The following is a 15239-nucleotide window of genomic DNA, read 5'->3' as shown; positions in this document are numbered from 1 at the left end:
GGTCCCACCTGACCCCATGCCGAACTCAGAAGTGAAACGCCGTAGCGCCGATGGTAGTGTGGGGTCTCCCCATGCGAGAGTAGGGAACTGCCAGGCATCAAATAAAACAGAAAACCTCAGCCTGACGGCTGGGGTTTTTTGCTTTTTACAGATTAAAAAACGCCGCAAGCGGCATCTTTTCAGCTCGTTATTGCTGTTTTATCCATTCATAGATGAAATCAGCAATCCCTTCTGCATTATTAATATCCAATACGGGTACGGAAATGGTCAAAGGTACGTTACTGGCTACAGCGATAACACAGGGATCGATCTCTAATTCTTCCGCTTTATGACCCGTTTCCTGTCTGAACAGCAGGATTTTTGCCACCGGCTCGTGTTTGAAACCCTCGACAAGAATAAGATCCAACCTGCTGCTGTCCATCCTTGAGGCAAGGTAATGTAGATCCAGGTCAGGTATTTCGGGCGTTTCCGTCATTAGTGCCCAACGCTTCTGGCTGGCGACGATGGTTTGCGCTGCGCCAGCTTTGCGTAGCTCATAGCTATCCTTACCCGGTTTATCCACATCCATATCATGATGCGTATGTTTGATAAGTCCTGGCCTGATGCCTTTCTCCAGTAAAAGTGGGATCAGCTGCTTCAGTAACGTGGTTTTTCCTGTACCGCTCCAGGCCGCAATAGCCAATAAAGGCGCTACTATCCTTTTTTCTGCCATCGTGAAAGCTCTTCAAGAGTATTTATGTTGGTGAAACAGTCTGCCTGGCCATCAAAAGAGACTGCATGCCCGCCTGTGCTCAATAAAAACTGCATCACTCGTCTTTCGCCTGAGTGCAAATATTCTGTTAGCGGCAGACAAAGGGAACGATGAAGTAGTGCAACGCCAGGGTGATCCCGTTGGCCGTCATTTATCCAGGTTGCCGGCGCATTTTCACGCGCCTGCCAGAGTCTTGATGCCAGATCTTCGGGTATATTAGGGGTGTCGCAAGGGCAGAATAACAGCCACTCGCTTTCCGTTTGTTCTATAACGGCTAACATACCGGCCAGCGGCCCCTGATAATCACTCATTGAATCCTGGATAACCGGAGCGCCACTTCGCTGATAGATCTCGAGGTTTCTGTTGGCGCTGATGACAACATCGCCTACCTGTAGCTTTAATGCGTTGAGGACGTGCTGGAAAAGTGGCTGGCCGTTAAGCAAGGCTAATCCCTTATCGCTGCCGCCCATTCTGCTTCCCCGGCCGCCGGCCAGCACAACGCCGGTTACCTCTGTTAATCGCTGCACGAATATCGCCTCTTTTAATGTGGGTTTGAGCCTGCTAACGTGTTGCCTCTCGCATGTGATAAGGAACACCAACATGAAATGTAAGCGTCTCAACGAACTTCTTGAACTGCTTCAGCCTGCATGGCAGAAAGATCCAGATCTTAACCTGATACAATTCTTGCAGAAACTGGCCAGCGAGTCAGGTTATAGCGGCGAACTTACCGATCTCACCGATGATGTACTGATCTATCACCTGAAAATGCGTGATTCTGCAAAAGATGATGCCATTCCTGGTCTTAAAAAAGACTATGAGGAAGACTTCAAAACGGCCCTGCTGCGCGCCCGTGGCGTGATTAAAGAGTAAAAGCTTGTAAGTCGAGACACTTAAGCGGTTTTGAAATGTTATCCTCAAGTATTCGTATTTACTTCCGGTTGCCGGGATGACAGACAGCGCCTTTAATTTCCAGACTCTACATCCGGATACCATTCTTGATGCTCTTTTTGAACAGGGTATTCGGGTGGATTCGGGGCTAACGCCGTTAAACAGTTTTGAAAACCGCGTATATCAGTTCCAGGATGAAGATCGCCAACGCTTTGTGGTGAAATTTTACCGCCCACATCGCTGGTCCTCGGCGCAAATTGAAGAAGAACATCAATTTGCGCTGGAATTGCAGGCAGACGAGGTGCCTTTGGCGGCTCCTTTGTGTTTTGCCGGGAAGACACTCCTGCAGCATCAGGGCTTTATGTTTGCCGTCTTCCCAAGTCTGGGAGGGCGACAATATGAAACCGATAACCTCGATCAGATGGAGTGGGTTGGCCGCTACCTTGGTCGCATTCATCAAACGGGTCGTCAAAGCCTCTTTCAGTATCGTCCCACTATTGGGCTGGATGAGTATCTTTTCCAACCGCGCGCACTATTTGAACATAGCCAACTGATTCCCAGAGTGCTTAAGAAAGATTTTTTGGTAGCGACAGATGCGCTGATCGAGGAAGTGAAGCGTACCTGGAATACTGATTTTGAAGCGTTGCGCCTGCATGGAGACTGTCATCCAGGCAACATTCTCTGGCGTGACGAGCCCTTGTTTGTCGATTTGGATGATGCCCGTAATGGCCCGGCCGTGCAGGATATCTGGATGTTGCTCAACGGTGATAAAGCCGAACAGCGCATGCAGCTAGAAACCATCATTGAAGCTTACGAAGAGTTTTCGTCATTTGATATCGGTGAATTAACCCTGATTGAACCGTTACGCGCCATGCGCATTGTTTATTATCTCGCGTGGCTAATGCGACGCTGGGATGATCCCGCATTCCCCCGAAATTTCCCTTGGTTTAGTGAAGAGGATTTCTGGAGAAGACAGACTGCAACCTTTACAGAGCAGGTCCGGGTTCTACGTGAACCTCCATTACAATTAACGCCAATGTATTAATAGTAAAATTCAGGAGAGAGTTGATTATGAAGAAGATTTGGCTGGCGCTGGCGGGCATGATCCTGGCATTTAGCGCTTCTGCTGCACAGTTTACCGACGGTAAACAGTACGTAACCCTGGATAAGCCGGTTGCGGGGGAACCCCAGGTATTAGAATTTTTCTCATTCTACTGCCCGCACTGCTACCAGTTCGAACAGGTTCTCCATGTTTCTGATAACGTGAAGAAAAAACTGCCAGAAGGCACCAAAATGACGAAGTACCACGTTGAGTTCCTTGGCCCACTGGGCAAAGATCTGACTCAGGCGTGGGCGGTAGCGATGGCGCTGGGCGTGGAAGATAAAATCACCTCCCCAATGTTTGAAGCCGTGCAGAAAACCCAGACCGTGCAGAACGACGCAGACATCCGCAAAGTATTTATCGATGCAGGCGTGAAGCCGGAAGAGTACGATGCGGCCTGGAACAGCTTCGTGGTCAAATCTCTGGTTGCTCAGCAAGAGAAAGCGGCAGCCGATCTTCAGCTGCAGGGCGTACCGGTCATGTATGTTAACGGCAAATATCAGCTGAACATGCAGGGGATGGATACCAGCAGCATGGATATCTTCGTGCAGCAGTATGCTGACACGGTGAAATTCCTGGTTGAGAAGAAATAATATAAAAAAGCCGGTCATTGACCGGCTTTTTTGTCCCCTCCGTGCAGCGCTGTCAGCTGTTTATCTTTCTCATTCCACAGCGTATTCAACCAGAGCTGGAAGCGGCGCTTAAAGTTCTTATCGTTCACGTAATCCCCATGCAATTCTTCGGTTATAGGCACCAGAGAGACCCGCACAACAATTTTAGTCATTTTCCCGGTGAGCATATCGTAGAAGGGCAGGCGGTCATTCTCCGGATAGCACAGCGTGACGTTCAGCATCTTATCGAACTGTTGCCCTAATACATTCATCGCCATTGCAATGCCGGCCGCTTTTGGAGGTAACAGATACTGAAATGGTGAGCGAGTCTGAACCTGTTTCTCAGCGGTGAAGCGCGAACCCTCAACAAAATTCACAATAGTGGTCGGGTGAGCGCGAAATTTCATACAGGAACGGCGAGTCGTTTCGACATCTTTGCCGCGACGCTCCGGATGGCGCAGCAAATAAGCGCGTGAATAGCGCTTCATAAACGGCATATCCAGCGCCCAACAGGCCAGTCCCATAAAAGGAACCCAGGCGAGCTGCTGTTTAAGAAAGTATTTGTTCATGGGGATGTGTTTACGGAATAGCACGCAAAGAATCACGATATCTGCCCAGCTTTGATGGTTACAGATTAACAAATACCAGTTCTTCTTATTCAGGCCATCTAACCCCTTCACATCCCATTTTAAAAAAGGGTTGAGGCGCAGCAGTAAGGCGAGCCCTTCACACCAGCAGTACATCATGAAATCAGCAAACACGGAGATCGAGCGCCAGATAACCGGAACGGGCAACAGTAGCTTAACGATCCCGGCCATAATAATAGGTACAGAGCAGGCGATCGTGACCAGAATAGTCAGTGCAACACTTAACACCAGTGTGATCGCGGCGAGTAATCTCGACATAGGTAATTTTTTAGCAGGTTAGAGTGTATGGGGCGCTGGTATTAACGGCAATAAGAGGTCGATTTTATCAGAAAACCCATTACGGCGACTCGCCAAATGAGCAGGATTTTAAGGAATAGCATTTACAGGCAGGACAGAGACTCGTCATTTATCACGCGGCTGAGTATATATCCACATCAAACGATCGGTTGTTAATTCAGTATTGCTAAACTAAAACTCCGTTAACTTACTGAAATGAAAATATATTTAATATGCTGATAGAGATAATAATTTCGTAAAATTAGTTGGTTAAAAAAATATACACAAAGTTATCCACAGAATTGATCTTGCGCAGGATCTCCCGATCCTGGAATTCTTTTCAGCATATTGCTCCCAATAGTTCATGTTTTTGCCCAGGCTATGGCATCCTTGAACAATAAATTAATCACAGGCATGGAACGGAACACTATGGTCCAGATCGCAGACAACCCGCTTATCCTCGTTGATGGCTCCTCCTACCTTTACCGGGCATACCATGCCTTCCCACCGCTGACGAACAGCCGTGGTGAGCCAACGGGGGCGATGTACGGCGTGCTGAACATGCTGCGTAGCCTGATTTTGCAATATCAACCTACGCATGCTGCCGTGGTGTTTGATGCCAAAGGCAAAACGTTCCGTGATGAGCTTTTTGAACACTACAAATCTCACCGCCCGCCGATGCCGGACGATTTAAGAGCGCAGATTGAGCCGCTGCACGCGATGGTTAAAGCGATGGGGCTGCCGCTGTTGGCGGTTTCCGGCGTTGAGGCCGACGACGTTATTGGTACCCTGGCGCTGGAAGCTGAGAAAGCAGGGCGCCCGGTACTGATCAGTACCGGCGATAAAGACATGGCGCAGCTGGTGACGCCTGGCGTTACGCTGATTAATACCATGACTAACACCATTCTTGGGCCGGAAGAAGTGCAGACAAAGTACGGCGTGCCGCCGGAACTGATTATCGACTTCCTGGCGCTGATGGGCGATTCCTCCGATAACATCCCTGGCGTTCCGGGCGTGGGCGAGAAAACGGCGCAGGCGCTGCTGCAGGGGCTTGGTGGTCTGGATACGCTTTATGCTAACCCGGAAAAAATCGCTGAGCTCTCCTTCCGCGGAGCAAAAACCATGGCGGCCAAGCTTGATCAAAGCAAAGAGTTGGCTTACTTGTCCTATAAACTGGCCACCATTAAGACCGACGTCGAATTGGAACTGGGCTGCGAGCAACTTGAGGTTCAGCAACCGGCTGCAGAAGAACTACTGGGGCTCTTTAAGCAATATGAATTCAAACGTTGGATAACCGACGTAGAAGCCGGCAAGTGGATGCAGGCCAAAGGCACTAAATCGGTAGCACAGCCGCAGAAAGCTGCGGAGGTTGAAGCGGAACCCGAAGCGCCAGCCAGCCAGCTCTCTTATGATAACTATGTCACCATACTCGATGAGAACGTGCTGGTTGAATGGATTGAACGGCTGAAAAAAGCGCCGCTCTTTGCGTTTGACACTGAAACCGACAGCCTGGACAACGTCAGCGCAAACCTGGTTGGTCTCTCCTTTGCCACCGAACCAGGCGTTGCCTGTTATGTCCCGGTTGCGCATGATTACCTGGATGCGCCAGAGCAGATCGCCCGTGAACGTGCGCTTGAGCTGCTTAAGCCGCTGCTGGAAGACGAGAAGGCGCTGAAGGTTGGGCAGAATCTGAAATACGACCGCGGCATCATGCAGAATTATGGCATTGAGCTGCGGGGCATTGCCTTTGACACCATGCTGGAGTCCTACACGCTAGACAGCGTTGCAGGCCGCCACGATATGGACAGCCTTTCTGACCGCTGGCTAAAGCACCAAACCATCTCGTTTGAAGAGATTGCCGGCAAAGGGAAAAAACAGCTGACCTTTAACCAGATCGATCTGGAAACCGCTGGACGCTATGCGGCTGAAGATGCCGACGTAACTCTGCAGCTGCACCTGAAGATGTGGCCGAAGCTTGAGAAGACAGAAGGACCGCTTAACATCTTTAAAAATGTCGAAATGCCGCTGGTATCGGTGATTTCACGCATTGAACGCAACGGCGTTAAAATCGACCCGGCTATTTTGCATACGCATTCCGGCGAGCTGACCAAACGCCTTGCCGAGCTTGAGCTGAAGGCCCACGAAATTGCCGGTGAGGAGTTCAACCTCTCTTCCACTAAGCAGCTGCAAACGATTCTTTTTGAAAAACAGGGTATTAAGCCGCTGAAAAAAACGCCGGGCGGCGCACCGTCAACCTCTGAAGAAGTGCTTGAAGAGTTGGCGCTGGATTACCCGCTGCCAAAAGTGATTCTGGAATACCGTGGTCTTGCGAAGCTGAAATCCACCTATACCGACAAGCTACCGCTGATGATTAGCTCGATAACCGGACGCGTGCATACGTCTTATCACCAGGCGGTAACGGCCACCGGTCGCCTTTCTTCTACCGATCCTAACCTGCAGAACATTCCGGTTCGCAACGATGAAGGGCGCCGTATTCGTCAGGCCTTCATTGCACCTGAGGATTACGTCATTCTTTCTGCGGACTACTCGCAAATTGAACTGCGCATCATGGCTCACCTTTCTCGTGATAAAGGCTTGCTAAGCGCCTTTGCCGAAGGGAAGGACATCCACCGCGCTACCGCTGCAGAAGTGTTTGGTCTGCCGCTTGAAAGCGTTACCGGCGAGCAACGCCGCAGCGCGAAGGCGATTAACTTTGGTCTGATCTACGGGATGAGCGCGTTTGGCCTTTCCCGCCAGCTTAATATTCCGCGTAAAGAGTCCCAGAAGTATATGGATCTCTACTTCGAGCGTTACCCGGGCGTGCTGGAGTATATGGAGCGTACGCGTGCTCAGGCGAAGGATCGGGGCTATGTTGAAACGCTGGATGGCCGCCGCCTCTACCTGCCGGACATCAATTCCAGCAACGGCGCCCGCCGTGCCGGTGCGGAACGTGCTGCAATTAATGCCCCGATGCAGGGAACCGCCGCAGACATCATCAAGCGCGCGATGATCGCCGTTGATGCCTGGCTGGAGACGGATAAGCCGCGGGTGAAAATGATCATGCAGGTTCACGATGAACTGGTGTTTGAAGTGCACAAAGACGACGTGGAAGCGGTGTCTAAGAAGGTTCATGAGCTGATGGAAAGCAGCATGAAACTCGACGTGCCGCTGCTGGTGGAAGTGGGCAGCGGTAAGAACTGGGATGAGGCGCATTAATACCCAATTGCTCAGGTCATGTTTTTGTAACTAAGCAACATAAGTCATAGCTTTTTGTGATGATGCTTCAAGAATGTGATGCAAAAAGTGAAAAAAAACTACAAAAAATGCTTTTTTGAGCGATTAAAAAGGAGTAGAGTTATTCGCGTAGGGTACAGAGGTAAGATGTTCTATCTTTCAGACCTTTTACTTCACGTAATCGGATTTGGCTGAATATTTAGCCGCCCCAGTCAGAAATGACTGGGGCGTTTTTTATTGCGCGAAAGAAAAGAAAAAACGCGGCCTGGGCCGCGCTTATTGATTACTCTTCAGCCATTTCTTCTTCCACTGCCGGTGGGATGTCGTTGTACCAGCTATCCAGCTTCAGGCGCAGTTTATCAACGCCCGTTTTCTTCAGAGAAGAGAACGCTTCAACCTCGATATCACCGCCAAATGCCAGTACCGCCTCGCGCACCATATTCAGCTGAGATTTACGCGCGCCCGATGCCAGCTTATCGGCTTTGGTTAGCAGCAGCATCACCTGAATATTGCTGGCAACGGCCCACTGAATCATCTGCTGGTCGAGATCTTTTAACGGATGGCGAATGTCCATCAGCACCACCAGCCCTTTCAGACTGTTACGCTTTTGCAGGTATTCACCGAGCGCACGCTGCCACTTGTGCTTCACTTCTTCAGGGACTTCGGCATAACCGTAACCCGGTAAATCCACCAGGCGTTTGCCTTCGGCAACTTCGAACAGGTTGATAAGCTGGGTACGACCCGGGGTTTTACTGGTGCGTGCCAGGCTTTTCTGATTGGTCAGCGTGTTCAGCGAGCTGGATTTACCCGCGTTAGAGCGGCCTGCGAAAGCAACCTCAATACCGGTATCAGAAGGCAGATGGCGAATGTCCGGTGCACTGAGCACGAACTTAGTCAGTTGATAGTTCCAGTTTTTCAAAACGGTTGTCTCCGTCAGGTAATCATTTGCCGGAGATTATACCTGAACGCACAGAAAACGCCGTGTTTCTCGCCAGAAGCAGGAGGCTTACAGCTGAGTGGATAGATTTTGTAAGCCATTTGCTATAGCAACTGGCAGATATTCCGGTGAATATTGGTGACCGTCGGCGAAAGAATACTTTATTTTCATGTGATTAATTAATCATCATTGATTCGAAAAAAGCATGAGCGCAAATGGCCATCTTGTTAATTAATGACGTGACGGTAGAGTAGCGGGTGTTGGCAAAGGAAGGACAGGGTTTGTCTCGAGCTAACATGGATTATTTGCTCCTTTACGGGGGCCAGAATAAGAAAAAGGCGACAGGTTAACCTGTCGCCTTTTTTCTTTGCTTGCTTTCTGCTAGATTCCGCCGCAATTCTATACTGAATAAAATGGCTTAAGACGACTTATCATGAAGCAACAAAACTCTGCACCACAAGGTAAAAAACCGGCAAAAGTACGCCGCAAGTCGCGCGAAGAGATCGATCAGGAAGCGCGTGAGCGTAAGCGTCAGAAAAAGCACCGTGGCCATGCAGCGGGCAGCCGCGCCAACGGCGAGAGCCAGGCACAGGGCGGTAAATCATCGGGTCAGGGCAAAGACCCGCGTATTGGTAGTAAAAAACCAATCCAACTGGGCGTAACCGATGCAGCACCGGTCGCTAAACAGCACAAACCGAAAAGCGAGAAACCTATGCTAACACCACAGGCTGAGCTGGATATGCTGGAAAACGATGAGCGCCTGGATGCGCTGCTGGAACGTCTGGAAGCAGGCGAAACTCTGAGTAAAGAAGAGCAGTCATGGGTTGATGCGAAGCTCGATCGTATTGACGCGCTGATGGCTGAACTCGGCATCGCCTGGGAAGACGATGAAGAGGAAGAAGAAAAAGCTGACGATCTGATGCGTCTACTCAAAGGCGGTAACTGACGTTTACTCCTATGGGATTACCTGTTCTCATTATGGTTATTCCGCTGGTGTGTTATCTGCTGTGGTTATTCGTTAAACTACGGCGGCTGTCGCGGCTGCAGAATTTGCTGCGGCGAAGGGTTATGGCTCGTGGAATGAGCGGGCCAGCTTCGCCTCGTCGGCGTCGGCGACAACACCGCAAGGAGTGAGTATGTCTGAGCAGTTAATCGACTGGGATTTGGCCCTGATCCAGAAATATAATTATTCAGGGCCGCGCTATACCTCTTATCCGACCGCGCTGGAGTTTTCAGAAGCCTTCGGTGAGCCGGAATTTGTGACAGCGGTTGCCCGTTACCCGGAGCGGCCACTCTCGCTCTACGTACATATCCCTTTCTGTCACAAGCTTTGCTATTTCTGTGGCTGCAATAAAATTGTGACCCGCCAGCAGCATAAAGCCGATCAGTATCTCGACGCGCTGGAGCAGGAAATTATCCACCGTGCGCCGCTGTTTGCTGGTCGCCACGTCAGCCAGCTGCACTGGGGCGGCGGGACGCCAACCTATCTGAGTAAAGCGCAAATCAGCCGCCTGATGACGCTGCTGCGCGGTAATTTCCGCTTTAACGACGACGCCGAACTGTCCATTGAAGTTGACCCGCGTGAAATCGAGCTGGACGTGCTCGATCATCTTCGGCAGGAAGGTTTTACCCGCCTGAGTATGGGCGTTCAGGACTTCAATAAAGAAGTGCAGCGTCTGGTTAACCGCGAGCAGGACGAAGAGTTTATTTTCGCGCTTATTCAACGGGCGCGGGAGCTGGGTTTTACTTCCACCAATATCGACCTGATTTACGGCCTGCCAAAGCAAACGCCGGAAAGCTTTGCCTTTACGCTTAAGCGCGTGGCCGAGCTAAGCCCGCATCGCCTTAGCGTCTTTAATTACGCGCATTTGCCGACGCTGTTTGCCGCCCAACGTAAGATTAAAGATGCTGACCTGCCGAGCGCTCAGCAAAAGCTGGATATTCTGCAGGAGACCATCGCCTCGCTGACCGGCTCAGGCTACCAGTTTATCGGTATGGATCACTTTGCCCGTCCGGATGACGAACTGGCAATTGCCCAGCGTGAGGGCAAATTGCACCGCAATTTCCAGGGGTACACCACGCAGGGGGATACCGATTTGTTGGGGCTTGGCGTATCGGCCATCAGCATGATTGGCGACTGCTATGCCCAGAACCAGAAAGAGCTGAAGCATTACTACCAGCAGGTGGATGAGCAGGGCAATGCGCTGTGGCGAGGTCTGGCGTTAACACGTGATGATTGTATTCGCCGTGACGTCATCAAGGCGCTGATTTGTAACTTCCAGCTTAACTTCGCTGAAATTGAACAACAAGGGTCGCTGACGTTTGCGGACTACTTTGCGGAAGACCTTGGCCTGCTGGCTCCGCTGGCGAAAGATGGGCTGGTGGTGATAAGCAGTCAGGGTATTCAGGTGACCGGCAAGGGGCGTCTGCTGATTCGCAATATCTGTATGTGCTTTGATACTTACCTGAGGCAAAAGGCGCGCCTGCAGCAGTTTTCGCGCGTGATATAAAAACGGCGGGGTTTAGCCCCGCCGTTATTTTACCCTTCGCAAAGCGCTATTCCATCCCCAGCTCTTTTAGCTTACGAGTCAGCGTGTTTCGCCCCCAGCCCAGCAGGCGAGCCGCTTCCTGTTTATGCCCCTGAGTATGCCGTAAAGCGGTGGTCAGCAGCGTACGTTCCATTTCCGGCTGGGCCTCTGAAAGCAGATCCTGATGCCCTGAACGTAGCGCCCTTTCTGCCCACTGTGCCAGCAGCATCGCCCAGCTGTCAGGGTTGGTTTGCGTGACGCTACCGCTTTCCGTCACCGTCGTTTCAAACAGCTCGCTCGGGAGATCCTGAATAAGCACTTCCTGACCCGCTGCCATGACCGTCAGCCAGCGGCAGGTGTTTTCAAGTTGGCGCACGTTGCCGGGCCAGGCCAGACGCGTTAAGGCGTTTTCCGTTTCCGGATGCAGCAGTTTTGCTTCAACTCCCAGCTCGCGTGCCGCCACCTGCAGGAAGTGCCGTGACAGACGGGGAATATCTTCCCGACGCTCGCGCAGCGGAGGCAGATGTACGCGGATCACGTTCAGGCGGTGGAATAAGTCCTCACGGAACTTCCCTTCCTGCACCCGCAGCTCAAGGTTTTGGTGGGTTGCCGCAATAATACGTACATCGACCTTAACGGCCGCGTAGCCGCCAACGCGGTAAAACTGGCCGTCGGCCAGCACGCGTAGCAGGCGGGTCTGTACGTCCAATGGCATGTCGCCTATTTCGTCGAGAAACAGCGTGCCGCCGTCGGCCTGCTCGAAACGCCCCTGGCGAATCTGGTTGGCGCCGGTAAAGGCTCCTTTTTCATGGCCGAAAAGTTCTGACTCGATTAAATCCTTGGGAATTGCCGCCATGTTGAGTGCGATAAACGGCGATTTAACCCGCGGGCTGTGGCGGTGCAACGCGTGCGCCACAAGCTCTTTACCGGTCCCGGATTCGCCGTTAATCAGCACGCTGATGGAGGAGCGCGACAGACGGCCAATAATACGAAACACGTCCTGCATCGCCGGGGCTTCCCCAATGATGTCAGTCGTTGGCCCGTTATCAGGTGCGTTTCGCGGCTGCTGCTGCTCCTGATAGTGGCTAATAGCGCGTTCAACCAGCGCTACCGCCTCGTCGATATCAAACGGTTTTGGTAGATAATCGAAAGCCCCTTGCTGATAGGCGCTAACGGCCGCGTCTAAATCCGAATGGGCGGTCATTATGATGACCGGCAGCATCGGGTGGCGCTGCTTAATCTGCTTTAACAGGGCAAGACCGTCCATGCCGGGCATACGAATGTCCGACAGCAGCACGTCCGGGGTTTTGGTCGCCAGCGCGTCCAGCACCTCATTGCCATTTTCAAAGTTGGTGCAGCTTAACCCGGCTCCGGTCAACGCGCGCTCGAGTACCCAGCGGATGGAGCTATCGTCGTCAACGACCCAGACTATCCCTCGTTGCATAAAGACCTCTACTTCCGAATAGGCAGGTAAACCGAAAATTCGGTATGACCAGGCCAACTGTTGAATTCGATTTTCCCCGAATGCTGGTCGATAAGGCTACGCGCTATGGAAAGACCCAGCCCGGTGCCGCCTTCTCGCCCACTGACCATCGGGTAGAATAACGTGTCCTGCAAATGCGCCGGGATACCCGGGCCGTTATCTTCAACATCTATGCGTGCCGCGAGACGATAGCGCGAACCGTGAAGCGTCAGCTGGAAAGCCGTGCGGGTGCGCAAGATAATTTCGCCCCCTTCGTTGCCCAGCGCCTGCAGCGCATTGCGAACGATATTCAGTAAAACCTGCTCTATCTGGTCCTGATCGTGAGCGAACTCCGGCAAACTTGGATCGTAATCCCGCACGAGGGTCACGTTATCCGGCAGCTCCATCGACACGAGCTTCACAACGCGCTCGGCAACTTTGTGAATACTTTCGGTAACGTGCATTCCCGGCTGTTGTGGGCCTAACAGGCGGTCGACCAGATTTCTTAAGCGATCGGCCTGTTCAATAATCACTTTGGTGTATTCAGCCAGCGACGGATCCGGTAGCGCTTTACTCAGCAGCTGTGCTGCGCCCCTTAGCCCCCCAAGCGGGTTTTTAATTTCATGCGCCAGCCCGCGGACTAAGTCTCGGGCGGCAATCTGCTGCGCATGCTGCAGCTGTTCCTGGCTCAGTCGCCGCTGATTATCCATCGGCGCCATTTCCATCAGGATGTAACCTTCCGGCAGCTTTTGCGCCGTCAGCGAGAGAATATGCGATCGGCCATCAATGACCAGCGTAACCTCGTTGTCGGTAAATCCCTGGCCCGCCATCAGGCTTTCCTGCATGACGCCAATGTTCAACGAGAAATAACTCAATAGATCCGGCAGAGGCGTGCCGTACAGCTTGCGTGAGCTCTGCGCCAGCAGTTGCTGAGCCGCAGGGTTGGCGTAATGTACCGCCAGCTCGTCATCCACGAGCAGGATGCTGTTGATGAGAGAATTCAGAATCTGCCCAGCATCGGGCAGCGCGCCAGTTGCCATACAGCAGTCTCCGTGCACCGTTTTAGTGCATTATAGTCTTTGGGTGACAAAAAACAGCGTCACAGGGGGATTCCGGTGGAGAAAAAAGCCCATCCGGAGATGGGCCAAAGTTTCCACGGCAACAAAAAACTCCTAACGCCCTTCGCGCCACAGCTGCGTTGGCTGCCCTTACTCACCCTGGTCACATAGTTCCCTATGCTCCCAGGGATTCACTCAGTTGCCGTCTTGCTGCAACGCGAAATTCGTTGGATTTCTAAATATTAGACGCTGTAGTACAGCTCGAACTCTACCGGATGCGGAGTCATGCGTACGCGGTCGTTTTCTTCAACACGCAGCGCGATGTAAGCATCAATAGCGTCGTCGGTGAATACGCCGCCCGCAGTCAGGAACTCGCGGTCTTCGTTCAGCGCATTCAGTGCTTCTTCCAGAGAGCCAGCAACCTGTGGGATCTCTTTCGCTTCTTCCGGCGGCAGGTCATACAGGTTTTTGTCCATGGCTTCGCCAGGGTGGATCTTGTTCTTAATACCGTCCAGACCCGCCATCAACAGCGCTGCGAAGCACAGGTATGGGTTCGCCGCTGGGTCCGGGAAGCGCACTTCGATACGACGTGCTTTCGGAGACGCAACAACCGGGATACGGATAGAAGCAGAACGGTTACGGGCAGAGTACGCCAGCATAACTGGCGCTTCGTAGCCTGGGACCAGACGCTTGTAGGAGTTGGTGGTTGGGTTCGCCAGGGCGTTGATCGCCTTAGCGTGTTTGATAACACCACCGATGTAGTACAACGCTTGCTCAGACAGGCCTGCGTATTTGTCGCCGGAGAACAGGTTTACGCCGTTCTTGGACAGGGACATGTGGCAGTGCATGCCGGAACCGTTATCGCCAAACATTGGTTTTGGCATAAAGGTCGCGGTTTTGCCGTAGGCATGAGCAACGTTGTGCACAACGTATTTGTAGATCTGAATTTCGTCAGCTTTTTTGGTCATGGTGTTAAAGCGGGTAGCCACTTCGTTCTGACCAGCGGTTGCCACTTCGTGGTGGTGAGCTTCAACAACCAGGCCCATCTGCTCCATGGTCAGACACATGGCAGAACGCAGGTCCTGAGAAGAGTCGACCGGTGGCACCGGGAAGTAACCGCCTTTAACGGCTGGACGGTGACCTTTGTTACCGCCTTCGTATTTGGTGCCGGTATTCCATGCGCCTTCGATATCATCGATAGCAACGTGGGAGCCGGAGATAGAGCTGCCGAAACGAATGTCGTCGAACAGGAAGAACTCTGGCTCTGGCCCGAACAGAACGGTATCTGCGATGCCGGTAGAGCGCAGGTAGTCTTCAGCGCGTTTTGCGATGGAACGCGGGTCACGGTCGTAGCCCTGCATGGTGCCTGGCTCGAGAATGTCGCAGCGAATAATCAGGGTAGAATCCGCGAAGAACGGGTCGATAACCGCGGTCGTTGGGTCTGGCATCAGCACCATGTCGGATTCGTTGATACCTTTCCAGCCACCAATCGAGGAGCCGTCAAACATTTTGCCTTCTTCGAAGAAGTCAGCATTTACCTGATGAGCAGGAATAGTGACGTGCTGTTCTTTACCTTTGGTATCGGTAAAGCGCAGATCAACAAACTTCACTTCATGCTCATTCAGCATCGTCAAAACGTGTTCAGCGGACATACTTAAACTCTCCCGGATTGGTGTAGTCGTCGTGGTAACGAGGTAATCAAACACTTCTTAATGTGGCTTTTCGCCATAAAATGTTTAAAGCGA

The 15239-nt window shown here is 52.0% G+C and carries 13 protein-coding genes and 1 rRNA gene; 7 read left to right on the top strand and 7 right to left on the bottom strand.

The window, feature by feature from the left end; all coding sequences use genetic code 11:
* Window positions 1-96 (top strand): 5S ribosomal RNA (gene rrf, locus VGM55_RS16895); the annotation flags it as partial.
* A gap of 91 nt (window positions 97-187) precedes the next feature.
* On the opposite strand, the gene mobB is transcribed toward rrf, so the two are convergent.
* Window positions 188-712 (bottom strand): molybdopterin-guanine dinucleotide biosynthesis protein MobB, encoded by a 525-nt coding sequence (gene mobB / locus VGM55_RS16890; RefSeq protein ID WP_154188822.1) that lies wholly within the window; start codon window positions 710-712, stop codon window positions 188-190.
* The gene (mobA, locus tag VGM55_RS16885) at window positions 694-1278 is read right to left on the bottom strand and encodes a molybdenum cofactor guanylyltransferase MobA (protein ID WP_331636096.1); all 585 of its coding nucleotides are present in this window, start codon (window positions 1276-1278) and stop codon (window positions 694-696) included. The genes mobB and mobA overlap by 19 nt, the downstream gene beginning before the upstream one ends.
* Window positions 1279-1351: 73 nt before the next feature.
* On the opposite strand from mobA, the gene VGM55_RS16880 reads away from it, so the two are divergent.
* The 3 genes from VGM55_RS16880 (at window position 1352) to dsbA (ending at window position 3334) form a co-directional block, all read left to right on the top strand.
* A complete protein-coding gene (locus tag VGM55_RS16880; RefSeq protein ID WP_154188824.1) occupies window positions 1352-1621 on the top strand; it encodes a YihD family protein in 270 nt (89 codons plus the stop codon).
* A gap of 76 nt (window positions 1622-1697) precedes the next feature.
* The gene (locus VGM55_RS16875; protein ID WP_154188825.1) at window positions 1698-2684 is read left to right on the top strand and encodes a serine/threonine protein kinase; all 987 of its coding nucleotides are present in this window, start codon (window positions 1698-1700) and stop codon (window positions 2682-2684) included.
* Between the two features lie 26 nt (window positions 2685-2710).
* Window positions 2711-3334 carry a thiol:disulfide interchange protein DsbA gene (dsbA, locus tag VGM55_RS16870; protein WP_331636095.1) on the top strand — a complete coding sequence of 208 codons (624 nt, stop codon included), beginning with the start codon at window positions 2711-2713 and terminating at the stop codon, window positions 3332-3334.
* Window positions 3335-3348: 14 nt separating this feature from the next.
* On the opposite strand, the gene VGM55_RS16865 is transcribed toward dsbA, so the two are convergent.
* Window positions 3349-4257: an acyltransferase gene (locus tag VGM55_RS16865; protein WP_154188827.1), complete on the bottom strand. Its 909-nt coding sequence runs from the start codon at window positions 4255-4257 to the stop codon at window positions 3349-3351.
* A gap of 447 nt (window positions 4258-4704) precedes the next feature.
* Between VGM55_RS16865 and polA the strand changes: the two genes are divergently transcribed.
* The gene (polA, locus tag VGM55_RS16860; RefSeq protein WP_331636094.1) at window positions 4705-7491 is read left to right on the top strand and encodes a DNA polymerase I; all 2787 of its coding nucleotides are present in this window, start codon (window positions 4705-4707) and stop codon (window positions 7489-7491) included.
* A 301-nt stretch (window positions 7492-7792) separates the two neighbouring features.
* Here the strand turns inward: polA and yihA are convergent, their stop codons facing one another.
* Complete coding sequence (gene yihA, locus VGM55_RS16855; RefSeq protein WP_154188829.1) at window positions 7793-8428, bottom strand: ribosome biogenesis GTP-binding protein YihA/YsxC; 636 nt, start codon at window positions 8426-8428, stop codon at window positions 7793-7795.
* Window positions 8429-8879: 451 nt separating this feature from the next.
* Between yihA and yihI the strand changes: the two genes are divergently transcribed.
* Together yihI and hemN are read left to right on the top strand one after the other, a co-directional pair.
* Window positions 8880-9392, top strand: a complete 513-nt coding sequence (gene yihI / locus VGM55_RS16850; RefSeq protein ID WP_154188830.1) for a Der GTPase-activating protein YihI — start codon at window positions 8880-8882, stop codon at window positions 9390-9392.
* 190 nt (window positions 9393-9582) lie between these two features.
* Window positions 9583-10956, top strand: a complete 1374-nt coding sequence (hemN, locus tag VGM55_RS16845; RefSeq protein WP_331636093.1) for an oxygen-independent coproporphyrinogen III oxidase — start codon at window positions 9583-9585, stop codon at window positions 10954-10956.
* 46 nt (window positions 10957-11002) lie between these two features.
* Here hemN and glnG read toward each other — a convergent pair whose 3' ends face one another.
* The 3 genes from glnG to glnA all read right to left on the bottom strand — a co-directional run bounded on the left by glnG (window position 11003) and on the right by glnA (window position 15146).
* A complete protein-coding gene (glnG, locus tag VGM55_RS16840) occupies window positions 11003-12418 on the bottom strand; it encodes a nitrogen regulation protein NR(I) (RefSeq protein ID WP_154188832.1) in 1416 nt (471 codons plus the stop codon).
* Window positions 12419-12426: 8 nt separating this feature from the next.
* Window positions 12427-13476: a nitrogen regulation protein NR(II) gene (glnL, locus tag VGM55_RS16835; RefSeq protein WP_154188833.1), complete on the bottom strand. Its 1050-nt coding sequence runs from the start codon at window positions 13474-13476 to the stop codon at window positions 12427-12429.
* A 260-nt stretch (window positions 13477-13736) separates the two neighbouring features.
* On the bottom strand, window positions 13737-15146 hold the full coding sequence (glnA, locus tag VGM55_RS16830) for a glutamate--ammonia ligase (RefSeq protein ID WP_154188834.1): 1410 nt from the start codon (window positions 15144-15146) through the stop codon (window positions 13737-13739).
* Window positions 15147-15239: the final 93 nt, after the last annotated feature.

Origin of the sequence: Cedecea sp. (assembly GCF_036500665.1) — a bacterium.
Lineage (GTDB): Bacteria > Pseudomonadota > Gammaproteobacteria > Enterobacterales > Enterobacteriaceae > Cedecea.
This window is presented reverse-complemented; position numbering and strand designations above follow the sequence as displayed.

Excerpts from the sequence above, each read along its gene's own strand:
- mobB (WP_154188822.1), bottom strand. The coding sequence starts at position 712 with ATGGCAGAAAAAAGGATAGTAGCGCCTTTATTGGCTATTGCGGCCTGG.
- VGM55_RS16880 (WP_154188824.1), top strand. The coding sequence starts at position 1,352 with ATGAAATGTAAGCGTCTCAACGAACTTCTTGAACTGCTTCAGCCTGCA.
- VGM55_RS16875 (WP_154188825.1), top strand. The coding sequence starts at position 1,698 with ATGACAGACAGCGCCTTTAATTTCCAGACTCTACATCCGGATACCATT.
- dsbA (WP_331636095.1), top strand. The coding sequence starts at position 2,711 with ATGAAGAAGATTTGGCTGGCGCTGGCGGGCATGATCCTGGCATTTAGC.
- VGM55_RS16865 (WP_154188827.1), bottom strand. The coding sequence starts at position 4,257 with ATGTCGAGATTACTCGCCGCGATCACACTGGTGTTAAGTGTTGCACTG.
- polA (WP_331636094.1), top strand. The coding sequence starts at position 4,705 with ATGGTCCAGATCGCAGACAACCCGCTTATCCTCGTTGATGGCTCCTCC.
- yihI (WP_154188830.1), top strand. The coding sequence starts at position 8,880 with ATGAAGCAACAAAACTCTGCACCACAAGGTAAAAAACCGGCAAAAGTA.
- hemN (WP_331636093.1), top strand. The coding sequence starts at position 9,583 with ATGTCTGAGCAGTTAATCGACTGGGATTTGGCCCTGATCCAGAAATAT.
- glnG (WP_154188832.1), bottom strand. The coding sequence starts at position 12,418 with ATGCAACGAGGGATAGTCTGGGTCGTTGACGACGATAGCTCCATCCGC.
- glnL (WP_154188833.1), bottom strand. The coding sequence starts at position 13,476 with ATGGCAACTGGCGCGCTGCCCGATGCTGGGCAGATTCTGAATTCTCTC.
- glnA (WP_154188834.1), bottom strand. The coding sequence starts at position 15,146 with ATGTCCGCTGAACACGTTTTGACGATGCTGAATGAGCATGAAGTGAAG.